The 24,249-nt window shown below is 66.3% G+C and carries 17 protein-coding genes and 2 pseudogenes; 10 read left to right on the top strand and 9 right to left on the bottom strand.

The genetic code is table 11. The features are described 5' to 3' along the window. Nucleotides 1–273 precede the first annotated feature (273 nt). A complete protein-coding gene (locus ACZ6DT_RS15370) occupies nt 274–816 on the bottom strand; it encodes a helix-turn-helix domain-containing protein (RefSeq protein ID WP_465594464.1) in 543 nt (180 codons plus the stop codon). Between the two features lie 46 nt (nt 817–862). Between ACZ6DT_RS15370 and ACZ6DT_RS15365 the strand changes: the two genes are divergently transcribed. Both ACZ6DT_RS15365 and ACZ6DT_RS15360 read left to right on the top strand, forming a co-directional pair. Beyond that, the gene (locus ACZ6DT_RS15365; RefSeq protein WP_465594461.1) at nt 863–2,224 is read left to right on the top strand and encodes a M20/M25/M40 family metallo-hydrolase; all 1,362 of its coding nucleotides are present in this window, start codon (nt 863–865) and stop codon (nt 2,222–2,224) included. Then, nucleotides 2,221–3,522 carry an MFS transporter gene (locus tag ACZ6DT_RS15360; RefSeq protein ID WP_465594458.1) on the top strand — a complete coding sequence of 434 codons (1,302 nt, stop codon included), beginning with the start codon at nt 2,221–2,223 and terminating at the stop codon, nt 3,520–3,522. Before ACZ6DT_RS15365 ends, ACZ6DT_RS15360 begins: the two co-directional genes overlap by 4 nt. 156 nt (nt 3,523–3,678) lie before the next feature. Here the strand turns inward: ACZ6DT_RS15360 and ACZ6DT_RS15355 are convergent, their stop codons facing one another. Beyond that, a complete protein-coding gene (locus ACZ6DT_RS15355; RefSeq protein ID WP_465594455.1) occupies nt 3,679–3,927 on the bottom strand; it encodes a hypothetical protein in 249 nt (82 codons plus the stop codon). A gap of 52 nt (nt 3,928–3,979) precedes the next feature. Next, nucleotides 3,980–4,261, bottom strand: a complete 282-nt coding sequence (locus tag ACZ6DT_RS15350; RefSeq protein ID WP_465594452.1) for a hypothetical protein — start codon at nt 4,259–4,261, stop codon at nt 3,980–3,982. A 240-nt stretch (nt 4,262–4,501) separates the two neighbouring features. Between ACZ6DT_RS15350 and ACZ6DT_RS15345 the strand changes: the two genes are divergently transcribed. Next, nucleotides 4,502–4,651, top strand: a complete 150-nt coding sequence (locus tag ACZ6DT_RS15345) for a hypothetical protein (protein ID WP_465594450.1) — start codon at nt 4,502–4,504, stop codon at nt 4,649–4,651. 52 nt (nt 4,652–4,703) lie between these two features. Here the strand turns inward: ACZ6DT_RS15345 and ACZ6DT_RS15340 are convergent, their stop codons facing one another. Beyond that, complete coding sequence (locus tag ACZ6DT_RS15340) at nt 4,704–5,090, bottom strand: hypothetical protein (protein ID WP_465594447.1); 387 nt, start codon at nt 5,088–5,090, stop codon at nt 4,704–4,706. A 50-nt stretch (nt 5,091–5,140) separates the two neighbouring features. Here ACZ6DT_RS15340 and ACZ6DT_RS15335 point away from each other — a divergent pair, with 50 nt between their 5' ends. Both ACZ6DT_RS15335 and ACZ6DT_RS15330 read left to right on the top strand, forming a co-directional pair. Then, a complete protein-coding gene (locus tag ACZ6DT_RS15335) occupies nt 5,141–5,386 on the top strand; it encodes a hypothetical protein (protein WP_465594444.1) in 246 nt (81 codons plus the stop codon). Between the two features lie 785 nt (nt 5,387–6,171). Then, nucleotides 6,172–6,549 carry a hypothetical protein gene (locus ACZ6DT_RS15330; RefSeq protein ID WP_465594441.1) on the top strand — a complete coding sequence of 126 codons (378 nt, stop codon included), beginning with the start codon at nt 6,172–6,174 and terminating at the stop codon, nt 6,547–6,549. 601 nt (nt 6,550–7,150) lie between these two features. Here ACZ6DT_RS15330 and ACZ6DT_RS15325 read toward each other — a convergent pair. Continuing rightward, nucleotides 7,151–7,456 carry a hypothetical protein gene (locus ACZ6DT_RS15325; RefSeq protein ID WP_465594438.1) on the bottom strand — a complete coding sequence of 102 codons (306 nt, stop codon included), beginning with the start codon at nt 7,454–7,456 and terminating at the stop codon, nt 7,151–7,153. Nucleotides 7,457–7,526: 70 nt separating this feature from the next. On the opposite strand from ACZ6DT_RS15325, the gene ACZ6DT_RS15320 reads away from it, so the two are divergent. Continuing rightward, the gene (locus ACZ6DT_RS15320) at nt 7,527–7,790 is read left to right on the top strand and encodes a hypothetical protein (RefSeq protein WP_465594436.1); all 264 of its coding nucleotides are present in this window, start codon (nt 7,527–7,529) and stop codon (nt 7,788–7,790) included. Between the two features lie 55 nt (nt 7,791–7,845). Further along, a pseudogene (locus tag ACZ6DT_RS15315) lies at nt 7,846–7,947 on the top strand (IS5/IS1182 family transposase); the annotation flags it as partial. A 53-nt stretch (nt 7,948–8,000) separates the two neighbouring features. Here the strand turns inward: ACZ6DT_RS15315 and ACZ6DT_RS15310 are convergent. The 3 genes from ACZ6DT_RS15310 to ACZ6DT_RS15300 form a co-directional block, all read right to left on the bottom strand. Next, the gene (locus tag ACZ6DT_RS15310) at nt 8,001–8,420 is read right to left on the bottom strand and encodes a hypothetical protein (RefSeq protein WP_465594433.1); all 420 of its coding nucleotides are present in this window, start codon (nt 8,418–8,420) and stop codon (nt 8,001–8,003) included. A gap of 8 nt (nt 8,421–8,428) precedes the next feature. Beyond that, nucleotides 8,429–8,683, bottom strand: a complete 255-nt coding sequence (locus ACZ6DT_RS15305) for a hypothetical protein (RefSeq protein ID WP_465594430.1) — start codon at nt 8,681–8,683, stop codon at nt 8,429–8,431. A 652-nt stretch (nt 8,684–9,335) separates the two neighbouring features. After that, nucleotides 9,336–9,788 (bottom strand): hypothetical protein, encoded by a 453-nt coding sequence (locus ACZ6DT_RS15300; RefSeq protein ID WP_465594427.1) that lies wholly within the window; start codon nt 9,786–9,788, stop codon nt 9,336–9,338. A 691-nt stretch (nt 9,789–10,479) separates the two neighbouring features. On the opposite strand from ACZ6DT_RS15300, the gene ACZ6DT_RS15295 reads away from it, so the two are divergent. From ACZ6DT_RS15295 to ACZ6DT_RS15285, 3 genes are read left to right on the top strand one after another with little or no spacing between them, the layout of a single operon-like run. Then, on the top strand, nt 10,480–17,163 hold the full coding sequence (locus tag ACZ6DT_RS15295) for a LamG domain-containing protein (RefSeq protein WP_465594424.1): 6,684 nt from the start codon (nt 10,480–10,482) through the stop codon (nt 17,161–17,163). A gap of 35 nt (nt 17,164–17,198) precedes the next feature. Further along, nucleotides 17,199–23,345: an RHS repeat-associated core domain-containing protein gene (locus tag ACZ6DT_RS15290; protein ID WP_465594420.1), complete on the top strand. Its 6,147-nt coding sequence runs from the start codon at nt 17,199–17,201 to the stop codon at nt 23,343–23,345. Further along, complete coding sequence (locus ACZ6DT_RS15285) at nt 23,345–23,734, top strand: CPCC family cysteine-rich protein (protein ID WP_465594418.1); 390 nt, start codon at nt 23,345–23,347, stop codon at nt 23,732–23,734. Before ACZ6DT_RS15290 ends, ACZ6DT_RS15285 begins: the two co-directional genes overlap by 1 nt. Before the next feature lie 33 nt (nt 23,735–23,767). Here the strand turns inward: ACZ6DT_RS15285 and ACZ6DT_RS15280 are convergent. Then, nucleotides 23,768–24,180 (bottom strand): annotated as a pseudogene (locus tag ACZ6DT_RS15280) (IS982 family transposase); the annotation flags it as partial. Nucleotides 24,181–24,249: the final 69 nt, after the last annotated feature.

Here is a 24,249-nt window from a genome sequence, read left to right as displayed (position 1 = left end):
GGCGTCCGGGGCTGTGAAGGACTCCGAGCCCCTCAAGGAGTCCCTCACGGCCCTGCGATCCCGGACTCATCGCCGTAATAGGCAGCGAAGCACCCTTCACGGGAGAAGCTGAGGTACGCCACGTTTGGCCACCTCGATAACCGCCCCATAGCCGCCTGACCTGCCACCCACAAGCACCCTGGCCCATCAAGTCCACACGGTGCCGAGTCCGGCAAGGTGCAATCGGCGGCGCACCGTCTCAGCGGGGCTACCCGGGCGCCTTCGGTGTGGCCATCACGGCTGTCCGGGAGGCTCGTGGCGCTCGGCGGCGTTCCACAGGATGGCGATGGGCGCCTGGTCCGGTTTCTCTCGCCCGGCGAACTCGTCGAGGAGCGCGTCGACCCTGCTGTTCAGCTCCGCTTGGTCGCGGGGATCCAGCCGCAGAACCGCCCGGCGGGTGTGCTGGGGGACTGAAGGGTCGTTCTCGCTGATCTCCGCCCGGTGTGCGTCCAGGATGGCGAGGTCGACCTTGGCCGTGAGGTGGAGGTCGCTCCCCGGCTCGAGGTTGAGACGCCAGGTCTTCTTGGTCGCCCGGTAGGGATGTTCCCAAGCGCCTTTAGGTCCTCGCCGTGACTCCTCGGCCACGAGGAACCCTGTGGAAGTCAGTATCCGCAGCCTGCGCAGCAGTGTGGCCGGTGCGACGTCGAGGCGTTCGGCGAGTTGCTGGTTGGTCCATGCCGCGTCCAGGCACAACCGCAGGATGCGCCAGCTCAGCGGGTGGGAGAGCGCACGCAGTTCCTCCGGCGTCGCGGCTGGGGGCTCGATCTGTCCGGCCATTGACAGGACTGTAATCGATTCTCATACTCGAAATCAATTTCACTCGATGAAATCGATGGGAGTCGACGTGGACTCGGTCAGGGAATACGTGCGGCGGCACCGGCTGCGGCACGAGCAGGAACTCGCGGACTGGATCGCGGTGCCCAGCGTGAGCGCCACGGGCGAGGGCATGGAACGAGCCACGCCGTACGCGCGGGAGTTGCTGGAACGCAGCGGCCTCAGCTCACGGGTCGTGGAGACCGGCGGCTGGCCGCTGGTCGTCGGGCACGCGGCGGGTCCGGCGGACAGCCCGCATGTGGTGATCTACGGGCACTACGACGTCCAGCCACCGGGACCGCTGAAGGAATGGCACAGCCCGCCGTTCGAGGCGAGTGTCCGCGAGGGCCGGATGTACGGGCGCGGCACCGGCGACAACAAAGGCCAACACCTCGCTCAGCTCCTCGCTCTCCGGGCACTGCGCGACATCCATGGGGGACCGCCGTGCTCGGTGACCGTGGTGCTCGACGGTGAGGAGGAGATCGGCAGCCCGCATCTGACCGGCACGCTGGCGGCGATGCGGGAGGACTTGGCCGCCGATCTCGCGGTGTGGAGCGACGGTCCGGTGCATGACAGTTACGAGCCGACGGTCGCGCTCGGCGTGCGTGGCGTCGTGGCCTTCGAGATCACCGTGCGCGGTGCGAACAGCGCGCTGCACTCGGGAAACTGGGGCAATGTCGCGCCGAATCCGGCCTGGGAGCTGATCTGGCTGCTGTCGACCATGCGCGGACCCGACGGCCAGGTGACCATCGACGGTTACGACGCGGGTGTGACGCCCTTGACCGACGCCGAACTCGACGCGGTGCGGGCACTGCCGATCGACCCGGCCGCGATGCTGGCGGAAGCGGGACTGGACCGAATGGACACCGGCCGGGGCCAGGACGTCAACGAACGACTCGCGATGCCGACGTTCAGCATCAACTCGTTGACCTGCATGGACAACGACGAGCACCGGACGGTCGTCCCGTCGGTCGCGGTCGCCCGGTGCGATATGCGGCTGGCCTGTGGCCAGCGGGCGGAGACGGTCATCGACGCTGTCCGCGCACACGTCGGCAAGCACCTGCCGCACGCCGAGCTGCGGTTCGGGGCGACCATGGAGGCGTCCCGCACGTTGCCGGACGCGCCTTATGCCGACCTCGTGCTGCGTGGGGTGACCGAGGCACACGGGAAGCAGGCCTTGGCGGTCCCGGCGATGGGCGGCAGCCTGCCGATCGCGGCGCTCACCGACGGGCTGGCCCTGCCCTGCTACGGCATCGCGCTGGCGAATGTCGACGAGCGTAACCACGCGCCGAACGAGAACCTCGAACTCCATCGGTTCCACCAGGGCATCGTGACCGCGGCCAGTGTCCTCTCCAGCATCGGCCGACGATGAACGCGACAGTGCGCCTCGTCGCGGCGGCCTCGACCGGGAACATGCTGGAATGGCTGAGCTTCACCGCCTACGCACTGGTCGCCGACGTCATCGCGCGGCAGTTCTTTCCCTCGGCCGATCCGGTGACCTCGTTGATGTTGGCACTGGGTACGGCGGTGGCCGCCTACCTGGTCCGGCCGATCGGCGCGGTGGTGCTGGGGGTCTACGCCGACCGGGCCGGACGGCTGGCGGCCTTGACCGTGGCCATCCGGCTGATGACCCTCGGCTCTTTGCTGATCGTGGTCCTGCCCGACTACCAGCAGATCGGCGTGCTCGCGCCGATCGGGATGCTCCTCGCGCTGGTGCTCCAAGGTTTCTCCGCGGGCGGTGAGTTCGGCTCCGCCACCGCACTGCTCGTCGAGAGTCACGCCGGGCGGCGTGGCTTCATGGGGAGCTGGCAAACCGCCAGCCAGGCGTTCGCGGTCCTGCTCGCGACCGGCTTGCTCGCGACCACGAGTGGGTTCCTGAGCCCGGCGCAGTTCGACACGTGGGGATGGCGGATACCGTTCGCGGTCGCCCTGCTCCTCGGCCCGGCCGGCTACTACATCCGTACCCGGTTGCGCGACTCACCGGAGTTCATCGCCGCACGCGCCAAGCCGGACTCCGGGCCGCCGCGCCCACTGGTGCACCTCGTACGGCACCACAAGACACGGGTGCTGCTGGTCATGGGCATGATCGCGGTCTCGACGGGGTTCTCCTACCTGATCACCTACATGCCGACGTTCGCCATCCGGCATCTCGGCATGTCCCCGTCGACGAGTTTCACCGCGACCTTCGTGACCGGTGTCGTCCTCACCGTGCTCACGCCCGTGGCCGGTCATCTCTCCGACAAGATCGGGAGGACCCGGATGCTCACCGCGGCCGCCGCCGTGATCGCGCTCATCAGCCTTCCGCTGTTCCTGCTCATCCGCGCCGCACCGGCGATGGTCACCCTGGTGACGGCCTTGGCGCTGATGGGCCTGGTCAAAGCCTGGTACGCCGGGCCGCTGCCCGCGGCCATGGCCGAAATGTTCCCTGTCAGCGGTCGGGGAACGGGGCTGTCGATCAGCTATAACCTCGGCGTCATCCTCTTCGGCGGCGTCACCCCGCTGGCCATCACCCTGCTGATCGCGGCCACCGGGTCAACCCTCGCGCCCAGCTACTGGATCACCGCGCTCGCCCTGCTCAGCGGTACCTGCGTGGTACTCGCCCGCCGATACCGGCAGTCCGCTTTGTCGTCCAGTCTCGAGGGAGCCGAAGGGGACCTTCGCCGCGTCTGACGTGCTGAAGGGAGCTTCACCGCATGTCACGCGGTGAAGCTCCCTTCAGCGCTTTGTGCTGGACTCCCAGCGTGCTGGGACGTCCGCCAGGTGCGCCTGAATGTCAGTGGGTCCGTTCTTCCCCGCCCGCGGACGGTTTTCACCGGTTCGGTCCCGTCACCGAAGGCTTCCGCCACGGAGTTCTTCGAGTTCGTCGATCTGCCGCCGGGCCCGGTCGATCAGCTCGTCCAGCCGTCCGGCGTCGAGCCGGGGATCGGTGTCGGCGCGTACCCGCAGGGTCCGCCATCCCGCAGCCTTGCCTTCCACGCCGAGGCGCATCAGGTCGAGTTCCTCGACGCGGCTCAGCGGGGACCGGGACACGAGTCGTCCGTTCGGCTTGAGCCGTCCCACCCTTTCCCGGCCCATGCCGCGATCGTCTTGTACCGACGGACCGGGACCTCGAGCGCGGACATGAAGGTCAGCAGCGCGGCCCGGTCGTCGGCGATCCCACGGTCACGAACGTAACGGCCGCCAACTGTCCAAACCGGAACAGCGGGATCGCGTCGTCGGAACGGACCATCGTCGCGAGCGGCCGGTCGGCAAGGTCCCGATCCCACATTGGACGGAGGTACACGCCACCCAAAGCAGCCGCGGTTTCCGCCCCTTCCAACAGGGTGTTGGTCCAGCCGAGCCGCAGAACGTCACCGAAGATCAGCGCAGCCGAGGTGCGGGCGATGTCCGGGGCCAACGGCATGTGCAACCGCCACAGGGTGCCCTTGCCCTGCTTCTCGGCGCGCCCAGTACCCGCCCGAAGCGGTCCCGGCCCCGGTTGAGCGCAGCTTGTGCAGATCACCGGACCACCACGCGGGCCACGATTTCCAATGCGCACACATGATGTCGACGTACGAGGTTGGGAGCGGCCTGTCGTACCAGGCTCGATCAACATGAGCGGGGAGATCGCGCACCGAGGAGAGTCGTCATCATCGGAATCAGCACGGCCGTGGCCGTATTGCTTACCGGTGGCGGAGTGATGGCGACGATCGCCCTCTCGTCCGACGACAAGCCGGCGGCCGGGCAAGCCGGACAAACGGGGCTGACGGTCAAAGGGCTGGGTTCGCTCTCCAAGGCTGGAGCCCGGGTGAGCCGGTAGGCGGGAGCCGGTGCGTCACCGGCCCCCGCGTTGTTCGACCAGGTCGAATGCGTCAGACGACGCGGAGGTACAGGTAGACCGTCGACCCCTTGTGGGACTTGTCGAAGTTCTTCTTGGTGCCCTCACCGCCCGCGCGGACGGTACCGAAGCTGGCGTTGTCGTAGCCCCAGCTGCCGTAGACCTCGGCGGCCTTGCCGTCGGCGTCCGTGTCCTTGACCCAGCCCTGGACACGAATCTTGCCTGCCGCACAGGTGATGGTCCAGCCGGCCGCGCCGCCGCCGACGCTCGGAGCCTTCGTTTCGCCACAGGTCCCCTGGATGACCACGACGCCATCGGTGGAGACGGGAGCAGCAATCGACGGGGCGGCGCTCATCAGCGCGCCGCCGATGACGGCGCCGGTCAGCGCGGCCGCGGTGGCCGTCTTCTTCACGAAGCTCATCTCGTTGCCTTTCTCAACCGGCGGGCTGTTTCCCGCCGCTGAGAACAAGATTGTCCGCCTTCGCTTTGCCGATACTTTGCTGTCCGCTTACCTCGCCCGAGAATGCCGCGCAGGCGACACTGCTCGACAACATCGTCGCCGCGCTCGCCACGCCGATCACCCTGGTGACCTCGTTCGTCGCGCAGCTGCACGTACTCGGTCGAGCCGAGCCGCAGGTGACACCCGTGGCGGACCTTCGCGACGACACCGGCGCCCCGCTCGTCCCGGCGCTGGTCCCACCGGACACGGAGCAGTAGCTTCTCGGCCCGGCCCCCCGGCGGGCGCCAGCAGGCCAGCCCACCCCGCGAAAGGCCCCCGCCTGTCCAGATCGGACGGGCGGGGGTCTGTCAAACGAACGAACGGTGTAACTCGGGTTGAAGGAAACTACTTGCGTCCGGCGGCGAGTCGGCCGTCGAAGGCGATCTCGAAGGCGTTCAATGCGGGTTTCGTGCGCCGTGAGGCGCTGTGGTTTGAGTGGAGGTGAGAGACCGCCACCGTTGGATCGTCGCAGCGGTCCGGTAGGAGCTGAGGACAGGCTGATCCGGGAGGTGCCGGGGAGGCTGGGAGCGGTCCTGACAAAGCCGGGACGTGCCGGTACTGCCAGATGGTGCGGGTTCGGCGAGCGGGATCGAAAGGAGCACGCGAGGAACCGATGTTGTAAAGCCTCTCAACGCTGAACCGACTCGAATCTGGTGGATAGTGGGTCGGGAGCGGTGCGTTCTCGGTGTCCGGTGCGGGTGCTGGGGAACTTTCCGGACCGGTGAAGCCCGTGTCCGGGGAGGCCATGCCGAAGGTCTGCGGCGTAGGTATGGCGAGGCTGCAGGGGCAGAGTCGGGCTCCTCCTCGATCGAGCAAACCACAGTGAACACGGGAACCACTTCGGGTCTCGCCCACATCCGCAAGTCCATTGTGGATTGTTGGGCTGGGTTCATCGTCAACCGATCGGCCCGGAGTGGGGCGGAGTCGCCGTAGTACTCCGAGCCGGGGAAAGCCCGGCGCATGGGGAAGGGCGACAGCGGATGGATAGGAGATGGTGGCTGTAATGCCGAGAGACGCACCGCCGAACGGTGGCGCCCCGGCCGGCGTCCTGAAAGGGCCGTGGCGGCGGGTATCGGAGATGCAGGCCAAGCTTCACCGTTGGGCGGCGGCCGAACCTGGCCGCGGGTTCGACGATGTGTTCAACTTCGTGTATGACCCGGCGACGCTGATCGTGGCGTTTCACCGGACCGCGGGAAATCGGGGTGCGAGCACCCCCGGCGTCGACGGCCTCACGGCCACCGATGTCGAGCGGCGCCTTGGTGTCCCGGGGGTTCTGGACGAACTGCGGACCTCGGTCAAGGAGGGCTTGTTCCGGCCGTTGCCGGTGCGAGAGCGCAAGATCCCGAAACCCGGTCAGTCGGTGGAGCGCGGAGCCATCTGATCCGCAGAGCGTTGAAGACAGGCGCGCCGCAGCGTCGCCGCGAACGACGATCGCCGCGTCCTGATCAGCGAGCCACCCTGCTTCGGCGACGATCGTCACGTTGAGGCCGATAGGCCGCTTCGACCACGAGGGTGCCAGCGCCGAAGGCGATGTCGGCGCCACCGTCGACGAACGTGTGCAAACCGGTGTGTGGGTCGGGCGCGGGGACCGTGGTGACGGTAGGGCGTTCGTCGGCGGTCCAATGGCAGCCGTCCCTCGCGCTGCTCGACGGCCTCCGCCTTCCCGGACACGTGGATATTCCCACGCTGCACCGCCTATCCGCGAGGACGACAGCGCTCAGCACCGCGGCGCGGCAGCTCGGCACGTCCCTCGACATCGTTCGTCACCTTCTCGAGCAACATCCCGTACCGCCGCGACCTGTCACGAGGTGCCAAGCACGAGCCACAGGGCTGATTCGTGTCGCCGTCCGCGAGGCGCTTCCCTGCGAACGCCTCATTGAGTTCCACGTCGAGTTATGTTGTGGGTTTGTTATCTGTCCGCTGTCCACTATCTGGGGTGCCAAACTCGTGACTGGCGGATTCAACTGTCGCAAGTTCTCCGGTCATGTAACCGTGCGGTCGCCTGGGGCGTAGCGGCCCCAGGTTGCCCCTGCGGTCGTGGCGGTGCGGACGGCGTGATCGTGGGTGTAACCGAGCATGGTGGCGACGACCGATGCTGGTGCTTGGAGAACAAGCTGGCGCAACGCGGCGGTGCGGCCGTTGAGCACGGGTATGCCGTACTTGCGCAGGCGGATTTCAATCGTGCTGGCCACCATGGGTTGTCCGCCGCGGCGGCCGAGGAAAGCCAACGGGCGTCGCGGTTTGAGGAACGACCGGATGGGGAAACACGGGAAAATGTCGAGTCCCATGGAGGAACAGGCCGTCCCGTCGGAACACCAGCGCCGGCGCAGACGCTGGGTAGCAGAGCACGCTGGAGTGATGACCGTTGCCTCGGCCGCGGTTTTCGGCGCGATGGGTGCGTTGTACGGCGCCTGGACAGACGCTGAGGTCAGTTGGTTGAACCCGGTCGTGGCAGGTGTCATCGGAGTGGTGCTCGGCGGACTGCTCGGTTTCGGCGCGTCCACAGAAGCTCGAGAGTCGCAGCCGAAGGGCGTGCGCCGAGTGGTGGTCATCGTCGGAGTGGTGCTTTGTGCCGCCGTGGTCCTGGGAATGTGGTACCTCCGCCACCAGACGCTCTACTGAGGGTAAGAGCGTGTCTCAGTAGGGGTTGTCTGGTCGTAGTGCATGATCTTGACTCGTGGACGATCTGTCTCGGCGGCTGGTGCCGGATGAGTTATGGGCGCTGGTGGGGTCGTTGATTTCGGAGCACGGGGTTCGCCCGCAGTGCGGCGGGTCGAGCGCTAGGCCCTGAGACCGTCCTGACCAGCATATCCGCCGTTTCCTCGGCCATGACTACTGGAATCCCTTGATATGCTGTGGCCGGTGCGCGGTGAGATGGGTGACGCCGCTGCGGGCAGCGAGGTCGCGAGCGAGTCGGGTATTCTCGACGGGGAGCCGCCGGATGTGCTCCTCGTAGAGCTTCACGTGCAGTCGCAGTTGCTCGTTCTCCCGCCGCAGCTTGGTGATCCGCTCACGCAACTCTTGCGCCGCCGTCGGTGCCGACGGCGCTGTGGGAGGAGTCCGGCTGTCGGCGGACGCGGCGCGGAACCGTTCGACGAGGACGGGTTGGTTGCGGTAGAGCGTGGGCCGGGAGACACCGGCCCGTTCGGCCAGAGCGCTGACGCTGGGGCGTGTCGCTCCGGCGCGCGCTTCGGCGAGCAGAGTGTCGGCGACCGCTTGGATCTGGGCTTCGGTGGGCGTAGCACGGTTCAACGGGTGCCCTACGGTGAGTCGGTGGATTCCAGAAGCTGACTGATCTGTTCGCGTCGCACGCGCAGACGCTCGCTCGCGTAGGGTGCGAGCGCGTCCCCGACCGCCAGCATGGCGTCCACTGTGGTCAGATGCTGTTGCCAGGCGTCGCGGTTGTCGGCGGTGAGCGCGACGTTGCGGCAGGCCAGGGGCTGGCAGTCACCGAGGGAGGGGTCGTGCTGGGTGCCGTTGTGGCACACGGCCCGGTCGGGGGCGACCCGGGTCAACAGCTCTTCCGACGTCGGCTCAGGGCCGGGCGCTACCGCTGCGCGGAGGGCACGCGGTGCGAATGGCCCTGCGGCCGCGGGCGTGCGCACTTCGCCGGTCGAGGTACAGGGTGTGCCGGAGGTCGTCGTCGCGCCGGACTCACCGCCTACCTGTGAAAGGACTCGTTCGCCCAAAAGAATAGGAGAGTGTTGTGCAGGCCGCAGCATGGCACAGTCCGCAGCTACGTCGGTTGAAACGAAGAGAGTGAAGGAATCGCACGACCTTGTCAGACGAGAGTCGTACGGTATGTGTCCGCGACGATGGTCGCTCGAAGACCAGAGGGTGCGGAAGTTCCTGTCTGCGTGGGTTCTCCGAGCGTGCGCTGGTGGAGTCGGCGACCGGGAGGGCGCCGTCTGGCCCGCCAGTCCCAGCCACCGGCGGCTCTGGCGGTCATGAAGACAGCCGGTCGACGGGGACTTCGGCGTTGCACGGCCACGGAGAGAACATCGCCGCGGTGCGGCCGGCGGAGGTGGCGCCGATGAGGACGCCGCGGTCGGTGTCCAGGGCGATTGTGGCGAGAACCGGCCCGGCGAGGTCGGTAGCGGCGTCCGGTGGCCGCCAGTAGCCGTTCGGCCGGCATTTCCGCGGTCGGGGATGCGCACTTCCTGGGGCCTACGTGCGGATCGTGCCCCGGCGCAAGAGGGAGGAGGCCAGTACGATCCAGGACGCCACGACAACGGACGTGAGGACGGCGAGGCTCAGCGGTCTGAGATCGAACAGTGCCACGCCGAGCGGAATCACCGTGAGCCCCGTTCCCAGTAGCACCAGCAGACCGAGCCAGGTTTTGAAGACCGGTGAGTAACGGAGACGGCTGATCAGACCCGCGTCGAGCACCGCGGCGTTGCCTTTTTCCTTCTTGGTGAATTCGTTCTCAAGTTGAGCGAGGAATTCCTGTTCCCGTCGTGACAGTTCCATGGCCGCTTTCCCATCCTGGCGGATGACCGTCCGGCTCGTCGCCTGCGACTTCCGCTTGTAAAGATTTCGGAGCCGCGCAGCACCGGGATTGGTCGCACGACCAGTCGCGCACCGCCGGTCACTGACATCATCTCGGCCGTCGACGCTCACCGATGAATTCAACGACCAGCTCGACCGTGCTGATGGCCCTGCTCTGCCCATGTCCAGGACGAGGCGACCCTGTTGTCGCTGGCCGGCGGGGTGGCCGCTGAGGGAAGAAACGGCTTAGCGAGAGGCCGCTGACGTTTCGTCGAGCCACCGGACACTGGTGGTGGCTTTTGGCAGGTTGCTGTTGCCGGCGACGGTGGTGTCGGACGGTCGTGTCCGCGCCCGGCCGTGTCCCGGCTGTGTGGGCGCGACTGGCCCCGTGCCTGTCCCGGTCGGTCGCCATATCCCGGTCGCACCCGAGTGTCGCGACCTTGCGTGGCACGCCATATTCCTGCCGGATCAGCCGGAGGACCGGGATGCGGACTCAGCCGGCGACCGCCATCCGATGGCCCGCATTTCACCTTCGCCGGTGCCAGTTGGCTCAACCTTGCCGAATGCGCCGCTGCGGGTGCCACCGAGTCATCCGCAACGCTCATCGGTGACGAGGTGTGGCAGGTCGGCGCAGCGTCTCGTTGTACTGAAATCGTTGTGCACTCGGTGGTCGCCGACCGTGAACAACGTCCAGCCACTATCCAAAGTCCAGTGATATCGGCGCTGGCGGCTGGGGGACTGAGTGAGCAACACACACGGCGACACGTCTGCTTCGAGAGGGCGCGCGAAAAGGAACAGGGCATCGACGCGCACTAGGAGGGGCGTGTGGTTGGTGGTGGTCTTGGCGTTGCTCGCCTCAGTGATGTCGCTGTCCACCGCTCCGGTCGTGCCGTTCAGTCCCGCGCTGCCAGTGATGACGGAGGCGCCGGACGCCGCGACGGCCGTGTCGGCCGCCTTTCGGCAGGGCTCCCGGGTTGAGATAGCCACTGAGCGAACCCAGACCCGGACAGTTTTCGCCAACCCCGACGGTGCCACGACGGCCGAGTTGTCCGTGGTGCCGGTCCGGCTCAAGCGAGGCGACGGCTGGGCCGCTGTCGACACCGCGCTGCGACCCGGTTCGGACGGCGCGGTCGCTCCGAACGCGGCGTTCGGTGACCTGACGCTCTCCGGCGGCGGAGCGACCGCTCCCCTGGCACGGCTGACCAAGAACGGCAAGGCGCTGGCGCTGCACTGGCCCACCGCGTTGCCGAAACCCGTGCTCGTGGGAAACGAGGCGACCTATCCCGAGGTCATGCCGGGCGTGAACCTGGTGATGCGTGCGGAGATCAACGGCTACCAGCAGCGACTGGTCGTCAAGAGCGCCGAGGCCGCGCGGAACCCAGCCCTTGCCAGGATCGCGCTGCGGTTCGCCGCTGAGGGGATGCGGTTGTCCGTCGATGGCGCCGGAGCAGTCCGGGCCCTCGACGACACCGGGGAGCTGATGTTCTACGCGCCGCCTTCGGTGATGTGGGACTCCAGCGGTCCGGCGCCGAGTGTTCCGGCGACGGCACGGTCGGCGGCGGTCGGTGTCACCGTCGACGCCGCCACGATGACACTTCTGCCCGACCTTGGGTTCCTCGCCGACCCGGCCACGGTGTACCCGGTGGTCGTCGATCCCGACATGCGGACCTTCGAGAAGTGGGGCTGGGCGACGGTGTTGTCCGGCAAGCCGGGCTCGTCCTTTTGGTGGACCAGCGGTGAGCACCCGTGGGCCCAGGTGGGTAACTGCTACACCGCGAGCGGCGGATGCAACGGGATCGGTGAGGCCTGGGGCTACTTCCAGTTCGACACCGGCTTCCTCGCCGGTAAAAGAATCTTGCAGGCCGCGTTGAACACCTCGGTGGTGCACAGTCCGAACTGTGGCGCCCAGCCGCACCAGCTCTTCATGGCCGAGCGGTCCATCGATCCCGGAACCACCTGGAACAACCGCCCGCAGGGCTGGCTGGTGGACACCCAGCAGGCGCCCGGCGTGTGGGGCAGCGCCTGCCCCGGCTGGAAGTCCGTCGGATTCACCGCCACCTCCGCTCTCAACACGGGCGGAATGTCGACGTACTTCCTGAAGGCGGCGAACAGCGGTGACCAGCTCGCGTGGCGCAAATACCATCCGGACTCGACGAAGCTCTCGGTCACCTTCAACCAGGCCCCGAACGTCCCGACCGACCTGAGCACCGACCCGCCGGTGCCACCGCCGTGCCGCTGGTGCGCCGGGAAGTCCTACGTCGGCGACGCCAACATCCGCTTGCGGGCCAGGCTGTCGGATCCGGACGCCGAGCAGGTCTCACCCCAGTGGTACATCTACACCGAAAGCGCGCTCGAACAGCGTGGCTGGGGTCTGCCGTCACAGGCCTCGGGCGCGATGCACGACACCAACCTCGACCTGACCGGCCGGGACGGCAAAACTGTCGACTGGCACGTGCGCGCCGGGGACGGCACCGACGCGGGTGGGTTCGCCCGCGGGCCCGGGCCGTTCGCGGTGGACAGGGTCGGCGTGTCCGTGCCACCAGTGGTGTCCAGCGTGTTGTACCGGGAGGACAACGCCTGGCACGGAGGCGTGGGTGTGCCGGGCACGTTCTCCTTCGGCGCCAACAATGTCGCGGACATCGACCACTACCGGTACGGCTGGTCGGACCCGCCATCGACCAAGATCGACGCCGCCGCGCTCGGTGGTGGCGCGGTCGTGACGCTCACCCCGCCGGGTGACGGCCCGCGCACCCTGTACGTGCAGAGCGTCGACCGGGCCGGGCATCGCAGCCCGACGAAGGCTTACCGCACCTATGTCCGCGCCGGAAACGGGGCCCTCGCGCACTGGTCGTTCGAGGGCAACGCGAAGGATGACGCGTTCCTCGGCGACCGCGACGGCACGCTGCACGGCAACGCGACCTACACCCCGGGGGCGGTCGGCACCGGGCTCCTGCTCGACGGGGTCCTCGGCAGCGACATGACCGCACCGAACACCGTCCGGACGGACACCAGTTTCTCCGTCTCGGCGTGGGTGCGACCGGACCAGTTGCCCGGTGGGGTGATGGGCGTGGTCAGCCAGGACGGCAGCCAGGCGAGCGGCTGGTATCTGAACTACCGCGGCGACGGCGGCGCCAAGAAGTGGGTCTTCATGCTCACCGGCTCCGACACGCCGAATCCGGTGGCACCACTGGCGAGTGCGCCACAACCCCCGCAACAGGGCAAGTGGACCCATCTCACCGGCGTGTACGACGCCGCGGCCAGGGAGATCAAACTCTACGTCGACGGTGCGCCTGCCGCGCGAACCGCGCTACCGGCGGGCTTCACCCCGTGGCACGCGAGCGGACCGCTGGTCCTTGGTCGCCAGAAGTGGAACGGGAACGTCACCGATCCATGGATCGGCGCGATCGACGAGGTCCAGCTCCACGACCGGGTGCTGACCGACGCCGAGGTCCGCGCGGCGGTCAGCCACGACAACGTGCAGGTGGGGCATTGGGGCTTCGACGACACCGAGGGCATGACCGCCCGCAACTCGGTCGAAGGCGGCGACCACGGCGTGCTTTCCGGCGGGGCCGCGTTCACCGGCCAGGGCGCGGTCAAGCGAGCTGTTCAGCTCGACGGGGTCGACGACCACGTCGCCACCAGCGGACCGGCGGTACGCACCGACCAGAGTTTCTCCGTCGCCGCCTGGGTTCGGGCGGATCGGTTCGTCACCGGCGGGGCGGCCATGACCGCGGTCAGCCAGGACGGCGACCGAGCCAGCGGCTTCTACCTGCAGTACAACAGCGAACGCCGGAAGTGGGTGTTCCTCAAGTTCGGCTCGGACGGCGACACACCTTCCTGGTTCGGCGTGGGGGCGGACCAGGAGCCGCAAACCGGCCGGTGGATACATCTGGCCGGAGTCTTCGACGCGGCGACCAGTCAGCTGCGTGTGTACGTGGACGGCAGGCTCGGCGGCAGTGGGACAGTCACGGAAACCCCGTGGCACGCTCCGGGGCCGCTCGCCGTCGGCCGGGGGAAGTTCCACGGCGTGCCCGCCGATCACTGGCCGGGCGCGATCGACGAGGTCAGGTTGTACAGCCGGGTGCTCTCCGCGGACGAGCTCCAGGGCATCGTCAGCCAGAACGACGTGCCCACGGCGTGGTGGAAGCTCGACGGCGGCGCGGCCGACGACTCCGCCCCAGGACGGGTCGGCACCCTCGGCGGTGACCCCGCGTGGACGGCCGGGCAGGCGAGCAACCCCGATCCCACGGACCTGGCGATCAGCCTGGACGGCGTCGAAGACCATCTGCGAGCTCCCGCCGTGGTCGACAGCGGCCAGAGCTTCTCGGCCGCGGCATGGGTGCGGCTCAACGACAAACGGCCGGGCTGGCGTGCGGTGTTGAGTCAGAACGGTACGCGGACCTCGGCGTTCACCGTTGGCTACACCGGAAGCGAGACCGATCGCTGGGCGTTCCAGATGAACGGTCCCGACTCGGACAGCCCCACCACCACCCGGGTCGGCTCCGCTCAACCCGTACAGGCCGGCGTGTGGACCCACTTGGCAGCGGTCTACCAGTCGGGCAGCGGCGAGATGCGGCTCTACGTCAACGGCGCGCTGGCGGCGACCGGGCAGTTCACCGCCCGCTGGAACGCCACCGGCGAGTTCGACATCGGACGCGCGAAGTGGGCAGGGACATGGGGGAGCCCGCTGCCGGGAGCCGTCGACGACGTGAAGGTGTACGGCCGCCCGCTGTTCGCCGAGGAGATCCGCGCGATGGCGGGCCGGGACCTGGCGTTGGTGCACAACTGGCAGTTCGACGAGGGGTCCGGCGCCAATGCCGCGGACTCGGTCGGCGGGCGCGCCGGGGTGCTCACCGGTGGCGCAGGGTACGGCCCCGGGCGGGTCGGTAACGCGGCCCGGCTCGACGGAGTGGACGACGTCATGTCCACCACCGGCGTCGACGTGCGCACCGACCAGAGTTTCACCGTGGCGGCCTGGGTGAACCTGGATCGCCTCGACTGCGTAGGTGTGTGTGAGGCGAGCGCGGTGACCGTCGACAGTGGACAGACGAGCAAGTTCCGGCTCGGTCACGTGGCCGGAACCGACCAGAGCCCGCGCGGTAAGTGGATCTTCGAGATGCCGGAAGCGGACGGTACGGTCACTGAGGCGGCGATCTCGGTGGCGCCGGGCAAGCTCCAGGCTTGGGTCCACTTGGTCGGTGTGTACGACGCGCCGACCAGGAAGATCTGGTTGTACGTCGACGGTGTGGACATCGACGACGGCACGATGAACACGCCGTGGCAGGCGGCGGGCAAGCTGCAGGTCGGGCGCGGCCGGGCCGACGGCGCCCCTGCGGGGTACTGGGCGGGCGGGGTGGACGACGTCCGGATGTACACCGGCGTTCTGGACAACGATCGGATCTACGGGCTATACCGCTCCTATCCCGCGGCGACCGCCCCGGCGACCCTGCCGGTGCCCGACGCCGGGCACTGGAAATTCGACGAGAGCAGCGGGACCACCGCCGCGGACGCCAGCGGCCGGGGCATCACCGCGACCATGCGTGGTGGCGCGGGCTGGTTCGCCGGCCGTTCGGGAACGACGTCGTGGCTCGACGGCACCGCGGGGTACGCCGACACCGACCGACCGGTGGTGAACACCAGCCAAAGCTTCTCGGTGTCCACTTGGGTCTACCTCACGAAGAAGACCGGGGGGAACCGCACGGTGGTGGGTCAGGACGGGCTTCGGGTGAGTGCGTTCCGGTTGCAGTACAACGAAGCCGCCGGTCGGTGGTCGGTCGTCGTGCCCACGTCGGACCAGGACGGCGCGACCGCGACGGTGGTAACGTCGGCCGATCCCGCACTGGTCGGCCGTTGGAGCCACGTGACCGCGGTCCACGACGCGGGCCTGCGCCAGCTACGGCTCTATGTCAACGGCATGCTGTCCGCGACCCAGGTCGACGTGTCCATCCTGGACGCGACCGGCGGCCTGTCGGTAGGACGCGGCCGGTCGAACGGCGCGAATGTGGAGTTCTTCCCCGGCGGCATCGACGACGTCCAGGCGTTCGGCAAGGCGTTGTCCGACGGCGAGGTCCGCAAGATCCACGACGCCGTGCCCGCCGTGGTGCACGGGAGGTGGGCGTTCGAGGGCACCGCGGACGACCTTTCCTGGCGGCACAACACGACGACGCTGTCGGGCGGGACCTCCTTCGTGCCAGGTGTCCGCGGTCAGGCGCTGCAGCTCGACGGTGTTTCCGGCTCGGCGACCACTCAGCTTCAGGGCGCCGACACCGCCGACAGCTTCACCGTCTCGGCATGGGCGAAACTGACCACGACCGACCGTGATTCGACGGTGCTGGCCCAGGACGGCGGCAGAACCAACGGCTTCGTTCTGCAGTACAACAAAAACGTGGGTCGTTGGGTGTTCGGCGTCCCGGAGCAGGACGCGGATTTCGCGCGGCTGGTCTACGCGCATTCACCACAGGCTCCCGCGGCCCACGTGTGGACCCATCTGACCGGTGTCTACGACTACGCCGCGCGCCAGGTGCGGCTCTACGTCAACGGTGAACTGGCGGGCGTCCGTGACAACGCGCCGGTTCTGGCCGCCACCGGCGGGTTCACTCTTGGCCGGGGCAAGAACAACGGTGTCCCCACCGGCTTCTTCGCCGGAGCGCTGGACGAGGCGCAGACCGAACTCGGGATCGCCACGGACGACAAGATCCGGCTCAGGGGCAGCTTCCCGGCCCCGGCGGGTGGGCAGTTCGGCCGCTTCGTCGGCGCCGGAGACCACTACAGCGCCAACTCCACCGGCAGTCACGAGGCGCAGTTCAGCCCGGTACCACCGGGATACCGATACGAGGGGCCGATGGGCAAACTGCTCCCCAGCGCGGCGCCGGACACCAAACCGCTGTACGCCTGCCTGTCCGGCATCGACGAATTCACTTCGGCGGACCCGAACTGCGAGGGCGGGACGAAGCTGTCCGAACTCGGCTGGATCTACACCCGGCAGCCGGAGACGGTGCCCACGATCGCGCTCTACCGCTGCTACACCGGCCGAGATCATTTCGAGTCGTTGAACTCCGATTGCGAAGGCCAGCCGAAGGACACCCTGCTCGGCTACACGGTCGCGTACGCCGCACTCGCCAGATACGGCAATCCCGTTGACGGGGAACACATCACCACCGTCTACGGCACACCGCCGGGTTATCTGTACGAGGGCACCCTCGGTCTCCTGTCGATGGTCGACCAGCCGGGCACCCAGTCACTGTTCAGCTGCCGCGACGGTCTGGACGACTTCGTCTCGCTGGAAAGGACCTGTGATGGCAAGCAGTTGCACGCCTCACTCGGCAGGCTCTGGACCGAGCCTCCACCAGGCAAGGCGAGCGCGCGGATCTACGCGTGCAAGCAGAGCGACGGGGAGCGGTTCGTCTCCCGCATGGACAACTGTGAAGGCAACGGAAGCACGGTCGAGCGTCTGCTCGGGCATGTCCTGACGGCACTCCCGTCGAGCGTCGAGGGGGCGCGGTCATGAGACCACAATGGACACTTCGATCCACCGCTCGGGCGATGGCCGTCGTCCTCGCCATCACGGTGGTCCCGGCGGTCGCCGGAACCACCGTCGCCAGCGCAGCGGGACCGTCGGTCGGCCTGCCACAGACGAAGTCCACACAGGTGGTGCGGCAGACCACCACCGGACGACCCCAGGACGGCGCGTCAGCCAACGCGTTGCGGGGGAACCGGGATCCTCTTGTCGACAAGGAGGGGTCCGGTGCGCACTCGGCGACGTCGCTGTCGCCCTCGGCTTCGTGGGCGGTCTCGGAACAGACGGGTGACTTCAGCTGGTCCTACCCGTTCCGGGTGCCGCCATCGCCGGGTGGGCTGGAGCCCAAGCTTGCTCTTGGCTATCGATCGTCCACTGTGGATGGTCATACGAGTGTGACCAACAACCAGCCATCGTGGGTCGGCGACGGCTGGGACCTGTCGCCGGGCTTCGTCGAGCGGGCCTACGGCGGCTGCGGTGACGACACCGGCGGCGGCACCACGCCACCGAAGAACGGCGATCTGTGCTGGCGCAGTGACAACGCGACCGCGTCCTACGACGGTGGTGGCGGGATGCTGATCCGCGACGACGTCACCGGAAACTGGCGCCCGAAGAATGACAACGGCGCCCGGATCGAACGGCTGACCGGTGCCGCCAACGGGGACAACGACGGTGAACACTGGAAGATCACCGCGGTCGACGGGACACGGTACTTCTTCGGGTCGCGAGCGGAGTCCAAATCGACGTGGACCGTGCCCGTGTTCGGTGACGACAACGCCGAACCGTGTCACGGCGGAACCTTCGACACCTCGCGCTGCACCCAAGCGTGGCGATGGAACCTGGACAAGGTCATCGACCGGCACGGCAACGTGGTGCGCTACCAGTACGACACCGAGACCAACGCCTACGGGATGAACCTCAAGGACACCGCCGTGTCCTACATCCGTGGTGGCACGCTGCACAGCGTCGAATACGGTCTGAACGAAAACGTCACCGGTCCGGCGACCGCTCGGGTGGACTTCACCCTCGCGGACCGTTGTCTCCCTGGCAGCAACTGCACTTTTGAGCAGAAGGGGAACTGGCCCGACACCCCACTCGACCAACGTTGCGACACACCGACCTGCAAAGACCGTTACTCGCCGAGCTTCTGGTCGACGAAGCGACTTGCGAGCGTCACCACGAAGGTGTGGCGGGGATCGTCGTACGCCGACGTGGATCGCTGGACCCTCGACCAGCAGTATCCCGACCCGGGTGACGGCGAGAAAGCCGCCCTGTGGTTGAAGAGCATCACTCACACCGGCCTGGTCGGCGGTTCACTCACCTTGCCCGCGGTGACCTTCGAGGGGGAGAAGCGAGCCAACCGCGTCTACCAGGTCGACGGTGTCGCCCCCCTGAACCGATACCGCATCACCGGCGTGATCTCCGAGACCGGCGGTTTTACTTCGGTGGAATACGCCCCGGTGGAGTGTGTCCACGGCGGGCCGATGCCTGCCAACGCCGAAACCAACGCGATGCGCTGCTTCCCGGTGCGCTGGGCCAAGAAGGACCATGCCGAACGCACCGACTACTTCCACAAGTACGTGGTGGCGCGCATGGTGCAATCCGACCGGCTGTCACAGAGCACACAGCAGGTCACCAGCTACGAGTACCTCGACGGCGCCGCGTGGCACTGGGACACCTCCGAGTTCGGCAAGGAGGACAAGAAGACCTGGAACGAGTTCCGAGGGTTCGGCCGGGTCAGAGTGCGGGTCGGCGCCGACCATGATCCATCCGGCCCGAAAACCATGTCAGAGCAACGATTCTTCCGTGGCATGGACGGAGACAAACTCCCCAACGGCACCAGATCGGTCAAGCTGACCGACTCGGAGGGGAAGGTCACGGCAGATCACGACTGGTTGCTGGGGGGTGGCGTCGAATCCACGACCTTCGAACGGGAAACGCCGACCTCCCAGCCGGATCCCCCCAAGGTGACCAAGACGATCACCGAACCGGGCTGGCAGGGACCCACCGCCACCCGTGGAGCTTTCAAGGCCTACATCGTCCGGCCCGCCGCACAACGGGTGTACACCGCGTTGAAAGCAGGCAGCTGGCGGATCACCAAGGCTGAGACGAGCTATGACGATCGCGGGCTTCCCGTCACGGTGAACGACCTGGGCGACCTCGCCACCACCGCGGACGACCGATGCACCCGGACCTACTACGCCCGCAACATCGACACCTGGCTGCTGAACCTCGTGTCCAGGGCTGAAACCGTGGCTGTCGCGTGTCCGACCACACCGAATTTCCCTCAGCACGCCATCTCCGACATCCGCAGCTCCTACGACGGGAAACCGTCCGGTGCGGCACCCACCGCCGGGAACCTGACCAAGTCCGAAGTCGCGGAGAGTCGCCCCGCTGCCGGTCCGGTCTACACCACCACCGGATCCGCACGCCATGACGTGCACGGGCGGATCATCGAGGCCACCGATCCGATGGGCAACACAACCAGGACCGCGTTCACCCCCGCGGTCGGCGGCCCGGTCACCAAGACGACGGTGACAACACCGCCGACCACCGCCGTTCCGGCCGGGCTCGTCACCGTGTCCGCCATAGAACCGGCCTTCGGTCAGATAGTTTCGGTCACCGACCCCAACAACCGGCTCACCGAGACCGCCTACGATCCGTTGGGGCGCAAGACGGAGGTGTGGCTACCCAACCGGCTGAAGCGCACCAACCCGCAGCCGAGCCTGAAGTTCTCGTACTCGGTCCGCAACGACGGTCCTACCGCGATCGTCAGTTCCAAGGTCGGCCCGAACGGCAACCACACCAGTAATCGCACCCTTTTCGATGGGATGCTTCGACCACGTCAAGTGCAGACCCCCGCGGTCGGCGGCGGCCGATTGCTCACCGACACCCGCTACGACTCACAGGGCCGTACCTACAAAACCACCCAGCCGTACTTCAACGACGCGGAGGTGGACTCCGAACTGTGGGTCGCCGCAGACACCGAAGTGCCGGGCCTGAACCGCATCGAACACGACGGAGCCGGTCGACCGACCGCATCGGTGTACCAAGCCGGAGCCCACGAGAAATGGCGCGCCACAACCGGCTACGAAGGCGACCGCACTCATGTGACTCCGCCACCGGGTGGCACGGCGAGCACCCAGATCTCCGACGGCCGGGGACAGGTCACCGAGTTGAGACAGTATTCCGCACCCACGCCGACTGGTGACTACGACACCACCCGATACGAATACTCTCCGGCCGGCCACCTCTCAGAGATAGTCAGCCCTGGCGGGGCCACCTGGCGGTTCGAGCACGACCTACGCGGCCGCAAGATCAAGTCGGACGATCCGGACAGCGGTCAGTCAACGGCCGTCTACGACAACGCCGATCGAGCCATCTCGACGCGGGATGCCCGTGGTGCCACGATCGCTGTCGCCTATGACTCGATGAGCCGTAAGACCGCGACCCACCAGGACTCACTCAACGGGCCGAAGCTGACGCAATGGGTGTACGACACCGCCGGATCAGGCAAGGGAAAGTTAGCGTCGAGCACCCGATTCGTCGGTGAACATGCTTACACCGCAGAGGTATTCTCCTACACATCGCTGTACCAGCCGACCGAAACATCCTGGACCATCCCGGCCGTCGAAGGATTGCTCGCCGGCACCTACACCTGGTACGGCAGTTACGGTCCCGACGGCAGCTTGTCCGGCGAGGCCTACCCCGCCGCGGGCGATCTCGGTCCGGAGACGGTCAACTACACGCACGACGACTCCGGCCGGCCCCTGACGAGTTCTGGCGCCTACAACGGCACGGTAGAACTCGTCACCGGGACCAACTACACCCGATACGGCGAGCCAGAGCGAATTCAGCTCGGTCACGGCAGTAAACGAAGCTGGCTGTCCTACTACTATGACAGCAACACCCGACGGCTCGATCGCTCCATTGTAGACGCCGAGACTCCGGCACCCATGCAGTCCGACGTCCACTACACATACGACCCGGCAGGTAACATCACGTCCGTCGCCGACAAGGCGATCGGTCGACCGGCGGACAACCAGTGCTTCCGCCACGACCATTTGCAGAGGTTGACCGAAGCATGGACTCCCGCCGGCAATTGCGCGGAACCCAACGCGAGTGAACTCGGCGGTCCGGCACCGTATTGGAAGTCCTACCGGTACGGCAAGGACGGCAACCGCCTGTCGGAGACCGACCACACCGCCGCCTCGAACACCGAGCGCACCTACAGCTATCCCGATCCTGCCCAGGCGCAACCGCACACGTTGCGATCGGTCACGACCAGCGGTGCGGGTGCCCGTACCGAGACCTACGGCTACGACGCCGCCGGAAACACCACCAGCCGCACCCCGGCCGGAATCGACGAAACCTTGTCGTGGGATGCCGAGGGACACCTGGCATCGGTCACGAAGAACGGGCAAACCACTTCTTTCGTCTACACCCCGGACGGTTCACGGCTGCTGCGCAAGGACCCCACTGGCACGACTCTGACATTGGGTAATCAAGAAGTACGGCTGGCCGCCGGAGGGGGTAACCCTGTCGCCACCCGCTACTACACCCATGGCGGTAAAGCCATCGCGGTCAGGCAGGGTGCGACACTGACCTGGCTGGCCGGCGACCATCAGGCCACCGCCCAGATCGCCGTCGACAGCGGCACGATGGAGGTCACTCGCCGTCGCCAACTCCCGTTCGGTGGTCCTCGCGGCGAGACACCCACGGCCTGGCCGGGCGAGCGCGGATTCGTCGGCGGGACCCAAGACGCCTCCACCGGACTGACCCATCTCGGTGCGCGTGAGTACGACCCGGCCGTCGGGCGGTTCATTTCGGTAGACCCGATCATGGATCCCGGCGATCCGCAGCAGTCACAGGGCTACAGCTACGCCAACAACAGCCCGGTTACCAAGTCCGACCCGAGCGGATTGTACATGGTCGGAGGCGAGGACGACCTTGGTAATCAGTTCGGCATCAGCTACGAAGGAGGCCGCAAAACCTCAATCGGTTCGCCCAAGGCGGTCAATGGGATCAACAGTGGTATTGGTTCGACTCGGCGTAATGGGAAGACCTCTCCGGTGTATCCGGGCACCGTCGGCGACAGGCTGATCAACGGGGACCAGAAGTTCAGACGAGACAAGCTGCGGCAGCATCTTCAGACTGTGGAGAGTGGCCATCATCGGGGAGCTGATTTCGGGCCGATCAAAGCCGCCTATTGCACAGAGTTTTCCGATGAACCACTATGCGCCCCGGAGGAACCGAAGAGCACGCACGAGGTACTCGACGTCCTCGGATTTATTCCGGTCCTGGGCGAGATGGCGGACAGTCTCAATGCAATTGTCTATCTCGCCGAGGGAAACGTAGGAGATGCGGTTTTATCCGGCGTGAGTTTGCTTCCCTTTGGTGATCTCGTGAAACTCAATCGACTTCGAAAAACGTGCAGTTTCGTGCCCGGAACGCTGGTGCTGATGGGTGATGGGTCATACAAACCGATCGAGGATCTGCGGGCCGGGGACACGGTCATGGCCACCGACCCGGAGAGCGGGCAAACTGAGCCCCGCGCAATACTCGCGACACCGTCGAGCGAAGGCGTGAAGAACCTCGTCGAGATCACCGTCGACACCGACGGTGAGGCCGGTGCTCAAACCGGCACGCTCGTCGCCACCGACAACCACCCCTTCTGGTTGCCCGACCTGTATGCCTGGGTTCCCGCAAGCCAACTCCGGGCAGGTAGTCTCCTTCGAACCTCCGCCGGAACCAGCGTCCAAGTCGCCGCAGTTCGTAAGTGGACTGCAACCCAGCGCGTCCACAATCTGACCATTGACTCCATCAACACGTACTATGTGCTGGCGGGTCAGGCCCCAGTCCTGGTTCACAACACGGGTCCGTGTGGAGGCGACAAGTGGAGTAGCGGTAGCAACCTTGATTTTCACTATGATAAGCACGGTGAAAAACTGGGTTATCAGACGAAGTCCGAGTATGATTACGCGGCCCGGGATTTGATGTGCACATGCACTGGGCGTCGTCCCGGTGTGCAAATTAAAGAAAATGGCGGTACTCGCTATTATTTCGACTCCAGCAGTCGGGAGTTCGGTATTACTGGAAACAATGGAATTGTCACTTTCTATAAAGCAGACCAAGCCTACTTCGATAGACAGCCTGGAGCGTGGGTGCCGTGATGGACAAGGGTAACAGTAGCCTCTTCCCTTGTCCATGTTGTGGCCATCTAGTATATGATGACTCGCCTGGTTCGCACCTTATCTGCCCAATATGCTTCTGGGAGGACGATGCGATTCAGATCCGATGGCCACGGTATAAGGGTGGCGCAAACAAGTCATCGCTCATAGATGCACAGTGCCATTACCGAGATTCAGGCGCTTGTGATGATCGTTCAAGAAAGAACTCTAGACCCTCACGTTCCGATGAAACGATAGAAGACGGTTTCCGGCCTATCGATTTGACTATAGATAGCTTCGAAGAAAACGGCGATCAGGAGTCTCCATGGCCGGAAGTCCGGACGGTTCTCTATTGGTGGCGACCAACTTTTTGGAGGTTACCCAAGCTTTAGTTTTAAGGTCTCAGACATGAATGAGATTCAGTGCCAGAAGCACCGCGAATGCGACGCACGGTAACCATATTCAGTGTGCCAGCGAGGTCGGCCCGCTTCGCGGTCTCCCGTGACATCCCGCAGGGGGCGCGGTGCCGTCGGTGATCCACAGGTTGTCGAACTGCGACAGGCAACAACTGGCCAGTAGCCCGACTGTGTCAGCGTCTGCGGGAACATATCCAGCAACTCCAAATCGGTACGGACGTGCCGGACTCCGCGGTGTTTCCGATGAAATCCCCGCAGCACCTGTGCCACTTCCGAACGGATCAGCTCACTATCGGTCAACTGTGGCCGTCGTCCATGACCCGTTCGGGGCGCATCACGTGATGGTCAACCAAGACATACAATGAGGTCACGAGGGTGCTCAGGTCTTTAGTGAAACATTGATCTTCGAACACCCCTCTCATACCTCAGAGCAGGGTTCGCTTCACGCGATCTTGACGAAGTCAATCATCTAGCGGTCCCTCGAATGGGCC

The sequence above is a fragment of the Amycolatopsis sp. NPDC041971 genome, assembly GCF_055588925.1.
The sequence above is the reverse complement of the archived record's forward strand: the minus strand, read 5'-3'. Positions and strand labels throughout refer to the sequence as shown.